16 protein-coding genes are annotated in these 19155 nt (G+C 70.3%); 8 read left to right on the forward strand and 8 right to left on the reverse strand.

Features of this window, described 5'->3' with window-relative positions; genetic code table 11:
• Positions 1-69: 69 nt before the first annotated feature.
• Entirely contained in the window at positions 70-1509 is a 1440-nt protein-coding gene (locus WS87_RS27945) for a DUF1254 domain-containing protein (protein ID WP_059815132.1), read from the reverse strand.
• 380 nt (positions 1510-1889) lie between these two features.
• Here WS87_RS27945 and WS87_RS27950 point away from each other — a divergent pair, with 380 nt between their 5' ends.
• On the forward strand, positions 1890-4703 hold the full coding sequence (locus WS87_RS27950) for a heavy metal translocating P-type ATPase (protein ID WP_107938210.1): 2814 nt from the start codon (positions 1890-1892) through the stop codon (positions 4701-4703).
• 168 nt (positions 4704-4871) lie between these two features.
• On the opposite strand, the gene WS87_RS27955 is transcribed toward WS87_RS27950, so the two are convergent.
• The 4 genes from WS87_RS27955 to WS87_RS27965 form a co-directional block, all read right to left on the reverse strand.
• Positions 4872-5351: a GNAT family N-acetyltransferase gene (locus tag WS87_RS27955; protein WP_059815134.1), complete on the reverse strand. Its 480-nt coding sequence runs from the start codon at positions 5349-5351 to the stop codon at positions 4872-4874.
• 178 nt (positions 5352-5529) lie between these two features.
• On the reverse strand, positions 5530-5685 hold the full coding sequence (locus tag WS87_RS34075) for a hypothetical protein (protein ID WP_175908567.1): 156 nt from the start codon (positions 5683-5685) through the stop codon (positions 5530-5532).
• A 175-nt stretch (positions 5686-5860) separates the two neighbouring features.
• A complete protein-coding gene (locus tag WS87_RS27960) occupies positions 5861-7234 on the reverse strand; it encodes a hypothetical protein (RefSeq protein ID WP_059815136.1) in 1374 nt (457 codons plus the stop codon).
• Between the two features lie 104 nt (positions 7235-7338).
• Positions 7339-8037, reverse strand: a complete 699-nt coding sequence (locus WS87_RS27965) for an MgtC/SapB family protein (protein WP_059528748.1) — start codon at positions 8035-8037, stop codon at positions 7339-7341.
• Between the two features lie 106 nt (positions 8038-8143).
• Between WS87_RS27965 and WS87_RS27970 the strand changes: the two genes are divergently transcribed.
• Positions 8144-9253 carry an AGE family epimerase/isomerase gene (locus tag WS87_RS27970; RefSeq protein ID WP_059815138.1) on the forward strand — a complete coding sequence of 370 codons (1110 nt, stop codon included), beginning with the start codon at positions 8144-8146 and terminating at the stop codon, positions 9251-9253.
• Here WS87_RS27970 and WS87_RS27975 read toward each other — a convergent pair.
• Positions 9226-10854, reverse strand: a complete 1629-nt coding sequence (locus WS87_RS27975) for a methyl-accepting chemotaxis protein (RefSeq protein ID WP_059815140.1) — start codon at positions 10852-10854, stop codon at positions 9226-9228. The genes WS87_RS27970 and WS87_RS27975 overlap by 28 nt on opposite strands.
• 272 nt (positions 10855-11126) lie before the next feature.
• Between WS87_RS27975 and WS87_RS27980 the strand changes: the two genes are divergently transcribed.
• Positions 11127-11570 carry a PaaI family thioesterase gene (locus WS87_RS27980; RefSeq protein WP_059467287.1) on the forward strand — a complete coding sequence of 148 codons (444 nt, stop codon included), beginning with the start codon at positions 11127-11129 and terminating at the stop codon, positions 11568-11570.
• A gap of 63 nt (positions 11571-11633) precedes the next feature.
• On the opposite strand, the gene WS87_RS27985 is transcribed toward WS87_RS27980, so the two are convergent.
• Positions 11634-12686: a CaiB/BaiF CoA transferase family protein gene (locus tag WS87_RS27985; RefSeq protein ID WP_059815262.1), complete on the reverse strand. Its 1053-nt coding sequence runs from the start codon at positions 12684-12686 to the stop codon at positions 11634-11636.
• A 123-nt stretch (positions 12687-12809) separates the two neighbouring features.
• A complete protein-coding gene (locus tag WS87_RS27990) occupies positions 12810-13649 on the reverse strand; it encodes an IclR family transcriptional regulator (protein WP_082750531.1) in 840 nt (279 codons plus the stop codon).
• 134 nt (positions 13650-13783) lie between these two features.
• Between WS87_RS27990 and WS87_RS27995 the strand changes: the two genes are divergently transcribed.
• From WS87_RS27995 to WS87_RS28015, 5 genes are all read left to right on the forward strand, one after another.
• Positions 13784-14566 carry a crotonase/enoyl-CoA hydratase family protein gene (locus WS87_RS27995; protein WP_059815142.1) on the forward strand — a complete coding sequence of 261 codons (783 nt, stop codon included), beginning with the start codon at positions 13784-13786 and terminating at the stop codon, positions 14564-14566.
• Between the two features lie 70 nt (positions 14567-14636).
• Entirely contained in the window at positions 14637-15857 is a 1221-nt protein-coding gene (locus tag WS87_RS28000) for a CaiB/BaiF CoA transferase family protein (protein ID WP_059815268.1), read from the forward strand.
• Positions 15854-16654 (forward strand): enoyl-CoA hydratase/isomerase family protein, encoded by an 801-nt coding sequence (locus WS87_RS28005; protein ID WP_082750532.1) that lies wholly within the window; start codon positions 15854-15856, stop codon positions 16652-16654. The genes WS87_RS28000 and WS87_RS28005 overlap by 4 nt, the downstream gene beginning before the upstream one ends.
• A gap of 94 nt (positions 16655-16748) precedes the next feature.
• Positions 16749-17801, forward strand: coding sequence for a porin (locus WS87_RS28010; protein WP_059815144.1), 1053 nt, complete (start codon positions 16749-16751; stop codon positions 17799-17801).
• 10 nt (positions 17802-17811) lie between these two features.
• Positions 17812-19134, forward strand: a complete 1323-nt coding sequence (locus WS87_RS28015) for an MFS transporter (RefSeq protein WP_059815146.1) — start codon at positions 17812-17814, stop codon at positions 19132-19134.
• Positions 19135-19155 lie beyond the last annotated feature (21 nt).

Genomic DNA, 19155 nt, shown 5'->3' on the forward strand with positions numbered 1-19155 from the left:
GTGGTGACGGAACGACGCTCGGGCGAGGCCGCCGCGCCCGCGGGTCGGACAGCGGCGGCGCCCGTCGGTTCACTTTCGGACGACGACGGGCGGCATCCACGAGCCGTCGCTCGCCTGCGGCTTCGGTGCGTAGAGTCGCAGCGCGAGCGCGAAGTCGGCGCGCGGCGCCGGCAGCCAGTTGGCCGCGTGCGTGCCGCCCGGCGACGCCGACACGACCACGTCGATCGAGCCGTCGTGATTGCGGCGCAGCCGGTCGCGGTCGCCCAGCGAGCGGCGCGCCGAGCCGACGTCGGGCAGCGCGCCGTTCGTCGTGTACGGCGTGAGCGTCCAGAACCCGCGCACCGGCGGCAGCGCGCCCGGCGCGAAGTGCAGCACGTAGCGGTTCGCGCCGTTCAGCGTGTGGCCGTCGCTATCGACGCGCACGAGCGCGAGCGTCTCGTCGTCGCGCGTCGCGGTGCCGAACTGCGTGTAGGCCGCGTATGCGCGCAGCGCGTAGTCCTGGCCGTACTTGCCGGCCGTGTCGCCGATCCAGCTCCAGCCGTTCGCGTTCAGCAGGTTTGACGGCGGTGTCGCGAGCCGCGCGCGCGCCTCGGCGACGCCGGCCGTCGCGGCGTTCAGGCGATCACCCGTCCATAGCACCGGGTAGCCGGCCGTCACGCCGACGTCGCCGAGCAATTCGTTCGCGTGCGCGTCGTCGGCCGGTGCCGGATTGTCCTGCAGCGCCCGCGCGAAGCGCGTGAAGAACGCCTTCGGGTCGAGCGCGGCCACCTGCTCGGCCGGCGTGCCGCCGCTCGCCGCTTCCAACGGCGCGCTGCCCGCGTGGACCGCGACCGACGCGCCGCGCGTGCTGCCCGTATAGACGGACAGCGGCACCACGCGGATCGCCCGCTGCAGTTTCTTCACGTTCGTGAGGTCGCGCCCGCCGCTCGTCTGCAGCCGCACCTCGAGCCACGCGTTGGCCGACGGCACGTCGATACGCAATGCGCCCTTCGGCAGCGTGCCCTGCCAGTCCTTCGCGGCGAAGGCAATCGTTTGCGATCGCGCGGCGCCGCGAGCGCCACGCGCCGCCACGCTCGACGACGACCACAGCACGTTCGTCCACATGTCGAGCGCGCGGGCATCCCAGTAGCGGCCGCGGGTATCCGGCAGCGTCACGATCACCGGCTCGGCACCGACGTCGAGCCAGCCGGTCGAGTCGAGCGTGTCGACGCCCGGCAGCGGCGGGTTGAGCGCGCCGACGGGCGGCAGCGCCTGCGCGTGGCGCAGCGTGTTGAGCGGCGCCTGGCCCGGCTGCGCGCTATCGCCGCCCGTCGCGGCTTCCTTCGCGACGTCCATCAGCACGAGCGGATACGCGTATACATAGGAGTCGGCCACTTCGGCACGCATCCAGCCGGTTTTCCGCTGGATCGCGTCCGGTTGCGACGCGCATCCTGCCAGCAGCGCCGCCAGAGCCAGCGACGCGCCTGCCGCGCGCCGCAGAGAAATTGATTCTCGTAGGTTTTCAATCATTGAGTACTGGCCGAATATCGTTCTTGTCAGTCAACGCCTTGTTCGACTCACGATCGGCGAAAGCAAGGCACCCCAGCGTGCCCGGTCGCCGCTTCGCTCGGCGGGCGCTGATGTCAGGCCGGTATCATAGCGCCTAAGGGCATCCCCCAATATGCCGAATATCGGGCGCAGCGGTAGCCGGGCTGTCGTCGGCCCGGAGTTCCATTGATCCGGCCCTTGTCCGGAGCCGCCCGCCGCCTGCGCGGGGCGGCAGGTCGGGCGAGAATGGGCCGGCCGTCGGCACGATGCTGTATTGCATCGCCACCCCTTGACCTTCCCATCATGGGAATGTTGATACTGGAGTCATTCGCGGCACGAACCGCGCTTTTGGGGAATCCGACATGACTGAACCACTCGCCTCCGCCGACATGCAAACGATCGAACTGTCCATCGACGGCATGCATTGCGGCGGCTGCACGGGCCGCGTGCAGCGTGCGCTGGCCGCCGTGCCGGGCGTCGTCGAGGCGGCGGTCGATCTCGACGCGCATGCGGCGACGGTGACCGCGCAGGACACGGTCGAGCCCGCGCAGCTCGTCGCCGCGGTCGACGCCGCCGGCTATCACGCCGCCGTGCGCGAAGCGGCGGTCGAAGCCGTAGCGTCCGCGCAGGTCGAGCACGCGATGCACGCGACCACCCGGCCGGAAACGGCGGCGAGCGCACTGCCCGCGCCCGCCGCCAGCATCGAACTCGACATCGACGGCATGACCTGCGCGTCGTGCGTGTCGCGCGTCGAAAAGGCGCTGGCGAAGGTGCCCGGCGTGACGCGCGCGTCCGTCAACCTCGCCACCGAGCGCGCGACCGTCGACGCGGCCCCGCACGTTTCCGCGTCGCAACTGGCCGACGCCGTGCGGCAAGCCGGCTACGGCGCGACACCGGTCGCCGCGCCGCCGCCGGCCGCTTCCCATGATCTCGAATTCGACATCGGCGGCATGACGTGCGCATCCTGCGTCGGCCGCGTCGAAAAGGCGCTGGCCGCCGTGCCTGGCGTCACGCGCGCATCGGTGAATCTCGCGACCGAACGCGCGTCGGTGCATGGCGCCGGCGCGCTCGACGCCGCTACGCTGATCGCGGCGGTCACGACGGCCGGTTATCGGGCATCGCTCGCCGTTGCGCCGGACGCGGACGCCTCGGCCGACGCCGAAGCCCGCGCCGCCGAACCCGCGCAAGCCCCCGACGCCCGCAAGCGCCGCGAAGCGATCCGCGAACGCAATCTCGTGATCGGCTCGGCCGTGCTGAGCGTGCCGCTCATCGTGCCGATGCTCGTCGCGCCGTTCGGCATCGACGCGATGCTGCCCGGCTGGCTGCAGCTCGTGCTCGCGTCGGTCGTCCAGTTCGGCTTCGGCGCACGCTTCTACCGCGCCGCCTGGCATGCGGTGAAGGCACGCACCGGCAACATGGACCTGCTCGTCGCGCTCGGCACGTCGGCCGCGTACGGCCTGAGCCTGTGGATGCTGCTGCGCGACCCCGCGCACCCCGGCCATCTGTATTTCGAGGCATCGGCCGTCATCATCACGCTGGTGCGCTTCGGCAAATGGCTCGAAGCGCGCGCGAAACGCCAGACGACCGAGGCGATCCGCGCGCTGAACGCGCTGCGCCCCGACCGCGCGCGCGTCGTCGAGCACGGCGTCGAGCGCGACGTGCCGCTGGCGCAAGTGCGGGTCGGCACGACCGTCAGCATCCGTCCGGGCGAGCGTGTGCCCGTCGACGGCCGGATCGTGTCGGGCCGCTCGCACGTCGACGAATCGCTGATCACCGGCGAAAGCCTGCCGGTGCCGAAGGAAGACGGCGATCCGGTCACGGCCGGCTCGATCAACGGCGAAGGCGCGCTCGTCGTCGAAACCACCGCGATCGGCGCGGAGACGACGCTCGCGCGCATCATCCGCCTCGTCGAATCCGCGCAGGCGGAAAAGGCGCCGATCCAGCGGCTCGTCGATCGCGTCAGCGAAGTGTTCGTGCCGGCGATCCTCGGCATCGCCGTGCTGACGCTGGTCGGCTGGCTGATCGCCGGCGCCGGCATCGAAACGGCGATCCTCAACGCGGTCGCGGTGCTCGTCATCGCGTGCCCGTGCGCGCTCGGCCTCGCGACGCCCGCCGCGATCATGGCGGGCACCGGCGTCGCGGCCCGCCATGGCGTGCTGATCAAGGACGCCCTGGCGCTCGAACTCGCGCAGCGCACCACGGTGATCGCGTTCGACAAGACCGGCACGCTGACCGAAGGCAAACCGTCCGTGACGGCATTCGACGCCGTCAGCATCCCACGTGAGCAAGCGCTCGCTCTCGCGGCCGCAGTCCAGCGGCAAAGCGACCACCCGCTCGCGCGCGCCGTGGTCGCCGCGCACGATGCGGACGTCGTGGCCCGCGGCGGCGGCGCGGGTTCGGCCAAGATCGTCGCGGCCGACGCGCGCGCGGTGGCCGGACGCGGCGTCGAGGCGCGCGTCGGCGGGGAGCTTCTCGCACTCGGCAGCACCCGCTGGCGCGACGAACTCGGCATCGTCGTGCCGCCGGAACTCGACGCGCGTGCCGCGGAACTCGAGCGCGCGGGCAACACGATTTCGTGGCTGATGCGTGCCGACGCGCCGCGCGCGCTGCTCGCGCTGATCGCGTTCGGCGACACCGTGAAGCCGGGCGCGCGCGACGCGATCGCGGCACTGTCGGCGCGTGGCGTCGCGAGCGTGCTCGTCACGGGTGACAACCGCGGCAGCGCGGCGGCCGTCGCGGCGTCGCTCGGGATCGGCGAAGTGCATGCGCAGGTGCTGCCCGACGACAAGGCACGCGTGGTGGCCGAACTCAAACGCACGCACGACGGAATCGTCGCGATGGTCGGCGACGGGATCAACGACGCGCCCGCGCTCGCCGCGGCCGACGTCGGCATCGCGATGGCGACCGGCACCGACGTCGCGATGCATACGGCCGGCATCACGCTGATGCGCGGCGACCCGGCGCTCGTCGCCGATGCGATCGACATCTCGAAGCGGACGTATCGGAAGATCCAGCAGAACCTGTTCTGGGCGTTCGTCTACAACCTGATCGGCGTGCCGCTCGCGGCGCTCGGCTGGCTGAATCCGGTGATCGCGGGCGCGGCGATGGCGTTCTCCAGCGTCAGCGTCGTGACGAACGCGCTGCTGCTGAGGAGATGGAAAGGCCGCGCACGCTGATGCGGGCCGCGACAAGCGCCGGGCCGTTCGATGGACGGCCCGGCGCTTGTCGTATCGGGAATCGCTTGCCGAGCGGCGTGGCGCAAATTGCATGCGCTGCGTCGGGACAGATCATCGGAAGGCGGCCGAACAACGACAACGCGCGTCATCGACGCGCGCGTGCTGGCTTCAGCTCTGGACGACCGGCTTGATCAGCGTCGTCGTGATCGGCACGAAGCCGCACGCCCGATACAACGCGCGGGCCGCCGTGTTGTGATTGAACACCGACAGCCCGATTTCGGTGACACCATGACGGCGCGCCTCGGCCTCGAGTGCATCGAGCGCGCGCGTGGCCCAGCCCTGGCGGCGCCGGGTCGGGACGATGTCGAGATCGTAGATGAACAGCGTGCGGTTCGGCCCTTCGGGCACGATCGCGTACCAGAGGTCGCCGACCGTGTCGCCGCTGGCGGTGTCGATCAGTTGGACGAGCGTCTGGCCGGAAGTGAGCAGGCCATCGGGCAGCAGTGTATCGAAGCAGGCGCGGGCGCGGGTCTGCGCGTCGTCGGTGGCGTTCTGCCCGGATGACACGAGATCGCGCGCGTAGCCGTCGATGGCGCGCGTGCGGTATGCGTGGAATTCACCGGCCGTCATCGGCCGCATCTGCAGCATGGCCCGGGTGTCGCGAGGGAAGTCGGACTTCCAGTGTAGCGGGACGGTCGCACCGGCGCGCGATGCGGCGGTGGAAAACGGGCAGGCAGAGGCGGCGAGCGCCGCGCCGAATCAGCGAATAATCAGCGAATCAGCGAATCAGCGAATCAGCGAATCAGCGAATCAGCGAATCAGCGAATCAGCGACGGTACAGGACGGTCGGAACGCGGTTCGCACGACGCACGCGCTCGGCTTCGGCGTGACGCGCAGCGTACGAATATTCCGCATCGAGCGGCAGGTGCGGGGAGACGAACAGGTCGTCGATCTTTTGCAGCAGGGCAAGAATGAAGCTCATGTGAGACTCCTGACAGATGATTATAGGGTTTTCCCTTAGATGGATGCCATTCTAAGGGTTTTCCCTGAATCCTGCCAGCTCACCGCATCAGTTTGCCGCACCCGCGCCACCGCTGACCGACGGTCCGCACCGACGCGCCTTGTCACGCCGGGGTTTGCAGGTAGGGTCGGACGATTTAGCGCGTTCGACGCACGCGCTTCGCGGCCGCCGCCTCGCGGTTCGCATTGCGCTGCAGCCGGTCGACCTGCGACAGCATCGCTTCGTGGTGTTCCGCGAGCGTCATCAGCGTTGCCTGCTGCGTCGATAGGTCGGCTGCCAGCCGGTCGATCCGCTGCTGCCGGGCGTCGACTTCCTGCTTCAGGTGCGCGATTTGCCGCGTTTGCAGCACCAGCGCGACGAGCCCCGCGAACACGACGATCGCCAGCGCCAGCAGCAGCCGGTTGACGCGACGCATCTCGCGATCGGCCGCCTGCTTCATGCCGGCCGTCTCGGCCTGCAGCGCGGCGAGCCGGTCCGACAGCGGGCGCAGTTGCGTGTCGGGATCGAAGGCCGACGCGCTCGACGTGGCCGGTTGCGCACGTTCCGCCGACGGCTTCGTCACGAACGACGCCGCGGACGCAACAGGCTGCGCGAACGGCGCGGCCGGCGCTGCGGCTGCTTGCGCGGCGTCACGGGCACTCGCGGCAACTGCGGCAACCTCGGGCTCGGCCGGTTCGGCGGTCGCTGACCGTTCAGTGGATGGCGCAAGGTGCTGCGCCGGGGTCGCTTCCGCCTCCGCGTCGACGGCGGCCACTTCCGGCGCGCCACGCGCCGCTATCGCTTCGCGCGCGCCAGCGGCTGCACGGCGCTTGCCGCCGGAGGATGCGCGACGCCCCTTCGCGGTCTCGCCAGGTGTTCGCACTGCTTCGTCGCGTATGGCCGGCACGGCGGCGCCTTCGGGCTCACCGCCCGCTTTCACGGGTCGGTCGCCGATGACTGCATCGACCGCACCTTCCGCCGCTCCGGCATTCGCCGTCGAACGATCGGCGTGCGTCCCGGCCGCGTCGCCTGCTTCCGCCACGCCGCCGGTCTTCACCTGACTGCCGTCGGTTGCCGGCTCGCCCGCTGCAGTCGCGGCGACACCATTGGGCACCCGCGTCTCGCCGGGCTTCGTTGCATCGGCATCGGCCACGTCGCCGCTTTCACGCGTCGACGCAGACGCCGTCGTTTTCGCAACGGCCCCGCCGTCGGCGCCCGGCGTGCCGAATCCATCCAGCATCGCCTGCCGACCGCCGTCATCGCTGTCGGCAACGGCGGCCACCGTGTCGGCATCCACCGCCCCGTCATCGCGCGAGCCCACCGACCCACGCGCAGCCGGCTCGAGCACCGGATCGCCGAACAGGTCGAGCGTGCGTTCGTCCCGCGGCGCATCGCCGCCCGTCGCGTTGCCGGACCGCGCGGTTGCCCTCGCGGCGGTGTCTGCCGCGGCCGCGACGGAACGCGGACGCGAACGGGCCGACGAGCGGTCGGAGCGGGAACGGGAGCGAGGCAGGGAAACGGATTCGGTCATGGAGTCGGATTACAGGTCCGCGAACGCGGAACCGGATGTCGAACGGAATCAGTGACCGGCCATTGTCGCATGACCGATCGCCGATCCGGCCGATCGGATGCCGTCTATTCGTCGCCCGACAACCCGCCGCCTTCCTCGAATCGCGTCACGCACGACAGCCCGCGCAGCTTGTCGCAGATCGCGCGGTATTCGAGATCCGACACGCGCCCGAGCGCGATGCGCACCTCGTCGTGCTCGCCCGTGTCGTCGGCGCGCTGCACGATGAATTGCTTCACGCGCGCGCTGTCGGGGCCGAGCGCCGCGTGCAGCGAATCGAACGTCAACGCGCCGCCCACCACCGTCAGCGCGAGCTGACGCCGCTGCCGCACCGTGAAGTAGCGGCGCTCGAGCGGCTTGATGCCGGCCAGGATGATCAGGATGATGATCGTCGCGGAAATCGACGCGACGTACAGTCCGCCGCCCACCGCGAGGCCGATCGCGGCGACCGACCAGAGGCTCGCGGCCGTCGTCAGCCCGCGCACGATCTCGCCGCGCAGCAGGATCGAGCCCGCGCCGAGGAAACCGATGCCCGAGACCACCTGCGCGGCGATCCGCGACGGATCGAGCACGATGTGGTCGCTGCTGCCCAGCACATCGGCGAAACCGAACGCCGACACGATCATGATGAGCGTCGAGCCGACACAGACCAGCATGTGCGTGCGCAGGCCGGCCGCCCACGACAGGCGCTCCCGTTCGAAGCCGATGACACTGCCGAGCGCCGCCGCGAGGACCAGGCGCATCACGAGTTCCAGGTTGCCGAGCATCCGATTTCTCTCCCGTTTTGAAGACTGCCGTGCGGAATGGTTTATCCTTGGCCCCGGCCGCGCCGCTCCGCGCCGACTCAATTCGATCCAAGCGCTCAACCCCGCCATGTCCGTTCCCGATTCCGCTTCCGCCCAGGCCGCCCGATTGCGCGACCATTTTGCGCACGTCATCCTGCCGATCTGGCAGGGTTCAGGGTTCGACCAGACGCTGCGGCTGCCGTTCGAGGCCGTCGATCCGGCCACCCATGCACCGCTGCCCGTCACCCGTTATCGCGCAATGGCATGCGCGCGACAACTGTTCGTGTTCGCGCAGGCCGGCCACACCGCGCACGCGGCCACGCTGTTCGACTCGCTGTGCAGCCGCTTCCGCGACCCGCGCCACGGCGGCTGGTTCTACAGCGTCGATGCGCAAGGCGCGCCGCTCGACACGACCAAGGACCTTTATACGCACGCGTTCGTCGTGTTCGCATGTGCCGCATGGCATGCGGCGTCGGGCGACGCCGCGGCGCGCACGGTCGCCGAGGACACCGCCGCGCTGATCCAGGACCGCTTCGCGCCGCAGCCGGGCGACGCGCTGCTCGACGCCGCGCGTCACGCCGACTTCTCGTCGTCGGGCAGCGGCGCACTGCAGAACCCGCTGATGCACCTGACCGAAGCATGGCTCGCGGCCGCGGATGCGTTCGGCGACGCGGCGTTCGGCGATGCGCTCGTGCGCACTGCACAGGCCGTCGAGCGCACGTTCGTCGATACGGCGACCGGCTGCGTCGCCGAACTGCCGCTCGGGGCGGCCGACAACCGCTTCGAGCCCGGCCATCAGTTCGAATGGTTCTATCTGGTCGATGCGGCCGGCGCGCGCCTCGCGCAAACCGGGCTCCCCGACGCGCTCGCGCGCGCGTTCGCGTTCGCCGAGCAGCACGGGATCGATCCGCAAACGGGCGCCGTGTGCGCGGCGGTCGACGCGCAAGGCGCATGCATCGACGGCACGCAACGGATCTGGGCGCAGACCGAATACCTGCGCGCGCTCGCCACGCACGGCGGCACGCCGGCCTCCGCACCGCTCGCGCAGCAGATCGAGCGCTTCGCCGCGCGCTTCCTGCATCCTCGCGGCTGGTTCGAGTGCAAGACGGCCGACGGGCAGGTGTCGCGCGCCGACATGCCGTCGACGACGCCCTACCACCTCGCAACCGCTTACGCGGCGCTGCCCGCCGTTTCGTAACCGGCGCCGGCAAACGACGACGACGCGCGCTCGTCGCGGACACCGCGAGCCGCGCGCGCGTCGCCCAGTTCGAACACCGACACCGCCTGCATCAGGTGCGCGGTCTGGTCGTTCAGCGACGCGGCCGCCGCCGCGACTTCCTCCACCAGCGCCGCGTTCTGCTGCGTCAGCTGGTCCATCTGCGTGACCGCCTGATTGACCTGCTCGATGCCGACGCTCTGCTCGACCGACGCGGCCGTGATCTCCGACATCGTCTGCACGACCCGCGTGATCGACGCCGAAACCGTCCGCATCGCGTCGCCGGCCCGTTCGACGAGTTCCGAGCCGCCGTCGATCTGCGTGACCGACTCCTCGATCAGCGCCTTGATTTCCTTCGCCGATTGCGCGCTGCGCTGCGCGAGCGAGCGCACTTCGCCCGCGACCACCGCGAAGCCGCGGCCCTGCTCGCCGGCCCGCGCGGCCTCGACCGCCGCGTTCAGCGCGAGGATGTTGGTCTGGAAGGCGATGCCGTCGATCACCGAGATGATCTCCGCGATGCGCCCGGAGCTTTGGGCGATGCCGCGCATCCGGTCGATCACGCTGTCGACCACGCCGCCGCCGTGGCGCGTCGCGTCGAGCGCTGCGTCGGCCAGCGCGCTGGCCGCACGCGCGCTGTCGGTGTTCTGGCGCACGGTTGCAGTCAGTTCCTCCATGCTCGCGGCGGTTTCCTCGAGCGACGCGGCCTGCGTGCCCGTGCGCGCGGACAGGTCCGCGTTGCCGCCGGCGATCTCGCCCGCGCCGAGGTGGATCGCGTCGGACGCGTGACGCACGGTGCGCACGGTGTCCGCGATGCTCGCCTGCATCGTGGCAAGGCCGCGCAACATGCGGTCGATCTCGAAAACACCGCCTGCCCGCACGGCTTCGTCGAGCCGGCCTTGCGCGATGCGCTCGAAATGGCGGCCGGCCTCGTCCAGCGGCGCGACCACCGCGCGCCGCGCGGCGGCGTAAATCGCCGCGCTCGCGGCGAGCATCGCCACCAGCAGCACGATGCCGACCCACTTGAACCACTGAATCCCGCTATCGATCGTGGCGAGCGCGTCGCGGCTCGACGCGGCGCCGTAGTCGGCGAAGCGGTGCAGTTCGGCGAGGTATGCATCCTGGAAGCCCTGCGTCGGCTGGTCGAGGAACGCCTGGATGTTGTCGGCGTCGAGGAACTGCACGAGTTCGCCCAGCGCGCCGCGCAGCGCGCGATAGCGCTCGGCGAGCGCCGCCACGCGCGCGCGGTTCGTCGCGTCGACGGCCTGCGCGGCCGTCAGCGCGGCGAACGCCTTGTCCGCTTCGGCGAGCGAAGCGCTGGCATGGCGGATGATCTCGTCGGGCTTCGGGCCGCCGCGCACCATCCGCGTGCCCGCGCGCGACAGGTTCACGCGTGCGTCGAGCAGGCGCTCGGTCGCCTGGCTGGCCGCGTCGACTTGCGCGATCGCGACGTTCGACAGATCGTCGACGCCGCTGCGCGTCGATGCGAGCGCCCAGAAGCCGAGCGCCTCGATCGCGAACAGAAAGAGGCAAAACACGGTCAACACGCCGAGCAGACCCGACGCGAGCTTGATTTTTCCGAACATGGGGGAGATTCCTGGAGAGGCGACGATGGAGCAATGCCCCGGCATTAGCGGCATTTCTTCGTCGGACTTTAGGAACATCCGGCGAGCGGCGCCCGGCCAGTCCCCGCCATCCCCGTCGAATCGCCGGCAAACGAGGACAACGCGCGCGTTCGGCGTAGTAATCGCGTCGCATCGCGCCGGCCGTCACGCGAAATGCGGACGAATTTCCTTGCTTATCCGCAGCCCCCTTCCTAGAGTTCAGCGCAAGCGGACACGCATTGCGAGGGCAGTCGATGACGGACATCACGGACCACGCGCGCGGCGCATTGCGCGCGCAACCGTTCAGCATGCTGCTGGGCACGGAGCTGATGCATATCGGCGACAACGAAGTGTCGCTGTGCCTGCCCGTGCGGGAAGAGCTGCGGCAGCAGCACGGCTTCGTGCACGGCGGCGTGATCGGCTATCTCGCCGACAACGCGCTGACCTTCGCCGGCGCGCTCGTGCTCGGTCCGCGCGTCATCACCGCCGAATACAAGATCAACTACCTGCGGCCGGCCGTGAACGGCACGCTCGTCGCGCGCGCGAAGGTCGTCTACGCGGGCCGGCACCAGGCGACCTGCCAGTGTCATGTGTTCGTCATCGACGGCGATCACGAGCGGCTCGTCGCGATCGCGCAAGGCACGATCAATCGCGTCGGCGACGGCAAGATGCCGGATGCGCCGGAGGAAACGGCGTAAGCGGCCGATATCGCTCGACACGGCGGAGCACACGCGGCGGCAAGCCCCGCGCACCCGGCTCCGTCAACCCGCGTCATCATCCTGCAACGATAGAAACCGCGGCGCCACGCGCGCCCGCACGTTCCCGTTCTCGTCAGTTCGATAGATCCCGCGCGCTGCATTGTGCGGATGCTCGACCGCAGCGGCCACGCTCAGCACGGGCGCAAAGCACGCGTCGGTCCCTTCGAGCAACGCGCGCCAGTGTGCGGACGGCTGCTGCGCGAACACCTCCGCAAAGCGCGCCTTCAGCGCCGGCCAGCGCGCGCGATCGTACTGCGACGCCGGATCGACATCGCTCAACCCGAGCCGCTCGACCAGCAACGCGTAGAACGGCGGCTCGAGCGCGCCGATCGTCACGCATTCGCCGTCCGCGCAGCGATATACGTCGTAGAACGGCGCATCGTGGAAGAGGCTCGGCTGCGCGCCATCGAGTTGCCCGTTCGCGCGCGCCCACAGCGCGAGCGAGCCGAGCATCGACACGATGTCGACGATCGCGCCGTCGACCACGCGCCCCGGCCCGCCGCCGCGCACGTCGAACAGTGCGCAGACGATCCCGAATGCGAGCCCGAGCGCGCCGCCCGCATCGCCGACGACGGTCGGCGGCACGCCGGGCCGGCCGTCGCGCGGCGCGGACAGCGACAGCAGCCCGGTCAGCGCGACGTAGTTCAGGTCGTGCCCGGCGGCCGCCGCGAGCGGTCCGTCCTGGCCCCAGCCCGTCATCCGTCCGTACACGAGCTTCGGATTGCCGCGTGCGCAATCGTCCGGGCCGAGCCCGAGGCGCTCCATCACGCCGGGCCGCAGCCCCTCGATCAGCGCGTCGGCCTGCGCGATCAGCGCGAGCGCCGCGTCGCGGCCGGCCGGCGTCTTCAGATCGAGTTCGACGATCGTCTTGCCTTCGCGCAGCAGGTCGCCGTCGCGGCCCTGCAGCGCGTCCGGTGCGCTGGTACGGTCTGCCGGACGCGCGATCAACGTGATGCGCGCGCCCATCCCGGCAAGCATCCAGCCCGCGAGCGGGCCGGGGCCGAGGCCTTCGAATTCGACGATGTGGACGCCGGAAAGCGGCGCGTTCAATGACATGGCGACCTCGCGGAAATGCAACCGGACAGGGGCGAAACGAAACGACGCTCCGATTCTATGCGAACGTGCGCGGCGCCGACGGCAAGAAGGCTGATACGCGAGGTTCGCGTCGACATCGGATGATCACCCGCCGCCGTCCGCCCGATGCCGGCGGAGGCCGCCGCAGGCGGACGCGTCGCCGCACGAGCGGCCGCGCAACTCGCCGACCGCTTCGTCCACGCGCTCGGCCAGCGCGTCGCGCATCGCGAGCACGATCGCGCCGCGATGTTCTTCGATCCGCTCGACCGGCCCGGCGACGCCGATCGCGAGCGGCATGCCGTTCCAGCCGTCGGCGATCACCATCGAGATCATCGCCGCGCCTTGCGTCACCGTATGCGCCGAATACGAATAGCCGAGCCGGCGCGTCTCTTCGACCTTGTCCAGCACGACGTCCTCGTCGATCGTCCTGCCCGACCTTCCGATGCGCCGGATGCTGCGCGCCACGAGCCGGCGAATCGTGCTGTCCGGCTGCAGGCTCAGCAACGCCCAGCCGAGCCCCGACATGCAGATCTCGCGACGCGTGCCGATCGGCGCATAGAACTGGACCGGAATCCGGTGCGCGCCCGCGACGGCGTCGATGTACTGCACGTACAGGTCGCTCTGCACCGCAATCACGACGGCCTCCCGCGTGCCGGCCGCCAGCCGTTTCGCCACGGCGTGCCAGTATCGCCGGCTGCCCGCCGCCGAATCGACGAGCGCTTCGCCGAGATTGACGAGCCGCGCCGTCGGCGCATACGCGTGCGTCCGTTCGTCGTACGACAGGTAGCCGAGCACCTTCATGCTGGTCAGCAACGCCGCCGCGCTCGACCCGGGATAGCGGCAGCGCGTGGCGATCTCGCGCACGCTCAGCGGCCGCTGCAGTTCGCTGAACAGCTCCAGTACCTCGAACACGCGCGCCGCGCTCTTGACCACGTTTCCGCTCATCCCGCCCCTCCGCGCCCGTCACGGCGGCCCCTTCCACATATGTGGAACAGAATTTCCCGCCGCCAACCGTCGTGACGATACTAGGCTTCGGCCCGCGGCGTGAAGCCCCGCGGTACAGAACATACGGAGACACCATGTCAGCCTTTCTGATCCGTGAACGACAGGGACCGATCCTGATCGTCACGATGAACCGCCCCGAAACCCGCAACGCCATTTCGGACACCGATGCGATCGACGAACTGGTCGCGTGCTGCGACGAAGCGAACCGCGACGAGTCGATTCGCGTGCTGGTCCTGACCGGCGCCGGCGCCGTGTTTTCGTCGGGCGGCAACGTGAAGGCGATGCGTGCGCTCGCCGAGTCGGACCTGCACGACCTCGCGGCAATCCGCACCCGCTATCGCCGCGGCATCCAGCGCCTCGCGCACGCGTTCCAGCAACTCGAAGTGCCCGCAATCGCGGCGATCAACGGCCCGGCCATCGGCGCCGGTACCGACCTTGCTTGCATGTGTGACATCCGCATTGCCGCCGACAGCGCGCGCTTCGCGGAGAGCTTCATCGCGCTCGGCCTCGTGCCGGGCGACGGCGGCGCGTGGTTCCTGCCGCAGATCGTCGGCGCGGCCGTCGCCGCCGAGATGTCGTTCACGGGCGACGCGGTGGACGCGCAAACGGCGCTGCGCCACGGGCTGGTGTCGCGCGTCGTCTCCGACGGCGAACTGCTGGCCCACGCGCACGCGCTCGCCGCGCGCATCGCGCGCCATCCGGGCACCGCACTGCGCCTGACCAAGCGGCTGCTGCGCGAAGGCCGGCACGCGAGCCTCGACACGCTGCTCGACCTGTCCGCGTCGTACCAGGCATTCGCCCATGCAACGCCCGAACACCGCGCGGCCGTCGAAGCGCTGTTCGCCGCGCGCGACTGAACCCGCGGCGCTTCGCCCGGCACCCAGCCGGCGAACGCCAGCATCGCCGACCATCGAAGGAAACATCGTCATGATCATCAGCAACGAAGGCGCGCTCGCGGGCGTGCGCGTGGTGGACCTGAGCCGCGTCTATGCGGGCCCGTTCTGCACGCAGACGCTCGCCGACCACGGCGCGGACGTCGTCAAGATCGAACCGCCGCAAGGCGACGAAACACGCGACTGGGGACCCGCGATGCCGAGCGGCCTCTCCAGCTACTACTGGGGGCTCAACCGCAACAAGCGCAACCTCGCGCTCGACCTGTCGCATCCCGACGGCCGCGACGTGCTGTTCCGCCTGCTCGAGACGGCCGACGTGCTGGTCGACAACTTCAAGCAGGGCACGCTCGAACGCTGGGGCATCGGTTACGACGATTGCCTGCGCGAACGCTTTCCGCGCCTCGTCCATTGCTCGATCTCCGGCTACGGCACCGATGGCCCGCTCGCGCGGTTTCCGGGCTACGACGCCGTCGCGCAGGGGCTCGCCGGCTTCATGTCGATCAACGGCGAGCCGGGCGGCATGCCGCTGAAGGTACCGTTTCCGGTCGTCGACTACGCGGCCGGGCTGAGCGCCATGTCGAGCATCCTGCTCGCGCTGGTGGAACGCACGCGCTCCGGGCTCGGGCAGCACGTCGACATCGACCTGTTCAGCACCGCGCTGTCGATGCTGCATCCGCTCAGCACGACCTGGATGGCGACCGGCGACGTGCCCGTCGCGACGGGGAACGTCTACGCCGCGATCGCGCCGTACGGCGTCTATTCTTGCAAAGACAAGCCGGTGGCGACGGGCGCGGGCAACAACCGCACGTTCGCGAAGCTGGTCGAAGCGCTCGGCGTGCCCGAGCTCGCGCGCGATCCGCGCTTCGCAACCAATGCGCAGCGCGTCGCGCACCGCGACGCGCTCGACTCGCTGATCGGGCAGCTGACCGCCGAGCTGACCGCCGACGAGGTCGTCGACCGGCTGATGCGCGCCGGCGTCGCGACGGGACCGGTCAACACCATCGCCGACGGGTTCGGCCATCCGCAAGCGGCCCGCAACGCGATGTTCGTCAAGAACGACACCTACACCGGCGCGGGCATCCCGGCCAGGCTGTCGCGCACGCCCGGCTCGATCCGCCGACCGCCGCGGCCGTTCGCGGCCGACACCGACGCGGTGCTCGACGCGCTCGGCCTCGACGCGGCCCGCCGCGACGCGCTGCGCAAGGCCGGCGTCGTTCACGACGAGCGCGCCGCCACCTCCGGGAGCGCGTCATGACCACGCCGCCCACGTTCTCCTCCCTGACCGGCGACGACGCTCCGTCGATCCTGCGCAGCGACGACGACGGCATCGCGTGGCTGACGATTCATCGCCCGCATGTCGCCAATGCGCTGTCCGCCGACGCGATCCGGCGCCTGTGCGACGAACTCGTCACGCTCGACGACAACCCCGCGGTGCGCGCGATCGTGATCCGCGGCGCGGGCGAGCGGGCCTTCAGCGCGGGCATCGATCTCGGCGATCCCGAGATGCGCGGCATGCGGCCGATGCGCGGACTTGCACGCAACGTGCACGAGCTGATCCTCGAACTGCGCAAGCCGACCATCGCGGCCATCAACGGCTACGCGGTCGGCGGCGGCTTCGAAATCGCGCTCGCATGCGACCTGCGGATCGCCGCCGATCACGCCTATTTCGCGCTGCCCGAAGCGCGAGTCGGCATGGGTGCGAACTTCGCGAGCGTGCTGCTGCCGCGCATCCTGCCGCGCGCGGTCGCGATGGAGCTGCTGTTCACGGGCCGCCGCTTCGACGCTGACGAAGCGCTGCACGTCGGGTTGCTGAGCCGGGTCGTCCCCGGCGCCGCGCTCGACGATACCGTGCGCGAACTGGCGCAGGCGATCGCCGCGAACGCGCCGCTCACGATCCGGCGCATCAAGGAAACGGCGACCCGCAGCTGGGGCCTGCCGGTTGCCGCGGCGCTGCGGCTCGACGTCGGCCCCGACGTCTATGCGAGCGAGGACCGGGTCGAAGGTGCCCGCGCGTTTCTCGAGAAGCGCAAGCCGGTGTTCAAGGGACGCTGAGCCCGACGGCGCGCGGCCCCGTCCGCCGCGCGCCGTCGATCGCCGCCCCGCACGCGGGCGCGGCGCATAACAAACATGGAACGGAGACACACTCATGCAACGCAAAGCACTCCTGATCGGCGCCTGCGTGCTGTGCACGCCGCATGCGCATGCGTCGTCGGTGACGCTGTACGGAATCGTCGACAGCTACGTCGAATTCGATCGCATCGGCAGCCTGTCGAGCTTCCGGCAGAGCGGCGGTGGCGGTTCGACAAGCCGCGTCGGTCTGACAGGCGTCGAGGATCTCGGCGGCGGCACCTCGACGAAATTCGTGCTGGAAAGCGGCTTCTCGCCGGCCGACGGTTCGCTCCAGGGCGGCACGCTGTTCTACCGGCAGGCGTACGTGGCGCTGCAGGACACGCGCTACGGCGACCTGCGGCTCGGCCGGCAATACACGCCGTCGTTCTACATCGTGTACGAGGGCGACCCGTTCGGCCTGAACGAACGCATGTCGCCGCTCGCGCTGCTCGCGACGTCGACGGACTCGATCACGACCGCCACGACGCCGCCGATTCCGCGCTTCAACCAGGCGGCGTCGTATCTCGGCCCGAACTGGAACGGCCTGCGCGTGATGGCCACCTACGGCTTTCCGACGCCGAACGCGCTGTCCACGCAGGCCGGCCGCAACTACGGCGCGGGGCTCCAGTACCGGATCGGCGGCCTGTACGTCGGCGCGGGCTTCCAGGACGACATGTCGGCCGGCAACCTCGCACCCGTCGTCCAGCCGACGACCACCCGCCACTACGTATTCGCCGCCAACTACGCGTTCGCGCGGGTCAAGCTGTACGGCGCGTTCCTCCACGGCGCCAGCACGGCGCCCGGCTCGCCCGCGTTCTCGACGATGAGCGTCGGCGCGACGGTCGACGTCGGCGCGCTCGACCGCGTGCTGGTGTCGGCCGTGCGCCGCGACGTGAAGGGCTCGGCAAACGACGCGACCGCGTTCGGCCTCGGCTACGACCGTCCGCTGTCGAAGCGGACCTCGCTCTATGCCCGCTACCTGTACATGAAGAACGGCGGCCGCGCACGCAACACCGTCGTCGCCGGCGTGCAACCGCAACCGGGCGGCACCGAGCAGGTGCTGGCGCTCGGCATCACTCACCGCTTCTGACGGAGTGCCCATGACCTCGACCCTGTCCACCCCGGCCAGCGTGCGCGACGACGCGATGCCGGCCCTCTACCGCCGCATCTCGCGGCGCCTGCTGCCGTTCCTGATCCTCTGCTACACGCTGTCGTTCATCGACCGCATCAATATCGGCTTCGCGCACGCGCAGATGGCCGCCGAGCTGCGCTTCTCCGACGCCGTCTACGGGCTCGGCGCGGGCATCTTCTTCATCGGCTACATGGCGTTCGAGATTCCGAGCAACGCGCTGCTCGCGCGGATCGGCGCGCGCCGGACCATCGCGCGGATCATGGTGCTGTGGGGGCTCGGCTCGGCCGCAACGATGTTCGTCGCGACGCCCGCGCAGTTCTACGTGTGCCGATTCCTGCTCGGCGTATTCGAGGCCGGCTTCTTCCCCGGCATCCTGTTCCATCTCGGCGCGTGGTATCCGCCGAAGCAGCGTGCAAAGGCGTTCGCGCTCTTCATGAGCGCGCTGTATCTGGCGGGGCTGATCGCCGGCCCCGTGTCGGGCGTGATTCTCACGGTCTTCGACGGCGTCGCCGGCCTGAGCGGCTGGCAATGGCTGTTCGTCGTCGAAGGGTTGCCGAGCAGCGCGCTCGGTCTCGTCGCGCTGCGCTTCCTCGACGACCGGCCGGACGACGCGCGCTGGCTGTCGGACGCCGACAAGGCCGCGCTGCGCGATGCGCACGCGCAGGCCGATGCCGATGTCGGCAACGGCGTGACGTCGACACGACCGTTGCTCGCGCATCGCGACTTCTGGCTGCTGTGCGCGGCCAATTTCTCGATCGCGGCGGCCGGCTACGCGCTCGTGTTCTGGATGCCGGTGATCCTGCACCGCGGTGGCCTGCACGGCGCGATGCAGATCGGCGCGCTGTCCGCGCTGCCCTACCTGTGCGGCGTCATCGGCTTGCTCGGCATGGGCTGGCGCACCGAACACCGGCAGGCGTGGCGCGAACATGGCGCGGCCGCGATGCTCGCGTGCGCGGCGGCGCTCGTCGTGCTGGCGCGCGTCGACGGCACCGCGAACCTGACGATCGCGCTCTGCGTCGCAGTCGCCGCGCATGCCGCGGCACTGCCCGCGTTTTGGGTGCTGCCCGGGCTCGCGCTGCCGAAGCGCTCGATGGCCATCGCGATCGCGGCGATCACGATGTCCGGCGCGATCGGCGGATTCGCGAGCCCGTTCCTGATGGGCGTGCTGAACACCGCCACCGGCTCGATGCGCGGCGGCCTCTATTTCAACGCCGCGTTGCTCGCGGCCGGCTGCGTGGCGCTCTTCCGCACGCTGCGCGCCCGGGCGGCGTCCCCTGCGCGCGCGGTCTAAGCGCGCCCCCTTCCCTTCACT

The sequence above is a fragment of the Burkholderia sp. MSMB0856 genome, from assembly GCF_001524645.2.
GTDB classification, from domain to species: Bacteria; Pseudomonadota; Gammaproteobacteria; order Burkholderiales; family Burkholderiaceae; genus Burkholderia; species Burkholderia diffusa.

Coding starts and splice junctions, on each gene's coding strand:
- WS87_RS27990 (WP_082750531.1), bottom strand. CDS start 13,649: ATGAGCGGAAACGTGGTCAAGAGCGCGGCGCGCGTGTTCGAGGTACTG.
- WS87_RS28010 (WP_059815144.1), top strand. CDS start 16,749: ATGCAACGCAAAGCACTCCTGATCGGCGCCTGCGTGCTGTGCACGCCG.
- WS87_RS28005 (WP_082750532.1), top strand. CDS start 15,854: ATGACCACGCCGCCCACGTTCTCCTCCCTGACCGGCGACGACGCTCCG.
- WS87_RS27945 (WP_059815132.1), bottom strand. CDS start 1,509: ATGATTGAAAACCTACGAGAATCAATTTCTCTGCGGCGCGCGGCAGGC.
- WS87_RS27985 (WP_059815262.1), bottom strand. CDS start 12,686: ATGTCATTGAACGCGCCGCTTTCCGGCGTCCACATCGTCGAATTCGAA.
- WS87_RS27965 (WP_059528748.1), bottom strand. CDS start 8,037: ATGCTCGGCAACCTGGAACTCGTGATGCGCCTGGTCCTCGCGGCGGCG.
- WS87_RS27950 (WP_107938210.1), top strand. CDS start 1,890: ATGACTGAACCACTCGCCTCCGCCGACATGCAAACGATCGAACTGTCC.
- WS87_RS27970 (WP_059815138.1), top strand. CDS start 8,144: ATGTCCGTTCCCGATTCCGCTTCCGCCCAGGCCGCCCGATTGCGCGAC.
- WS87_RS27975 (WP_059815140.1), bottom strand. CDS start 10,854: ATGTTCGGAAAAATCAAGCTCGCGTCGGGTCTGCTCGGCGTGTTGACC.
- WS87_RS27980 (WP_059467287.1), top strand. CDS start 11,127: ATGACGGACATCACGGACCACGCGCGCGGCGCATTGCGCGCGCAACCG.
- WS87_RS28000 (WP_059815268.1), top strand. CDS start 14,637: ATGATCATCAGCAACGAAGGCGCGCTCGCGGGCGTGCGCGTGGTGGAC.
- WS87_RS27960 (WP_059815136.1), bottom strand. CDS start 7,234: ATGACCGAATCCGTTTCCCTGCCTCGCTCCCGTTCCCGCTCCGACCGC.
- WS87_RS27995 (WP_059815142.1), top strand. CDS start 13,784: ATGTCAGCCTTTCTGATCCGTGAACGACAGGGACCGATCCTGATCGTC.
- WS87_RS28015 (WP_059815146.1), top strand. CDS start 17,812: ATGACCTCGACCCTGTCCACCCCGGCCAGCGTGCGCGACGACGCGATG.
- WS87_RS27955 (WP_059815134.1), bottom strand. CDS start 5,351: ATGCTGCAGATGCGGCCGATGACGGCCGGTGAATTCCACGCATACCGC.
- WS87_RS34075 (WP_175908567.1), bottom strand. CDS start 5,685: ATGAGCTTCATTCTTGCCCTGCTGCAAAAGATCGACGACCTGTTCGTC.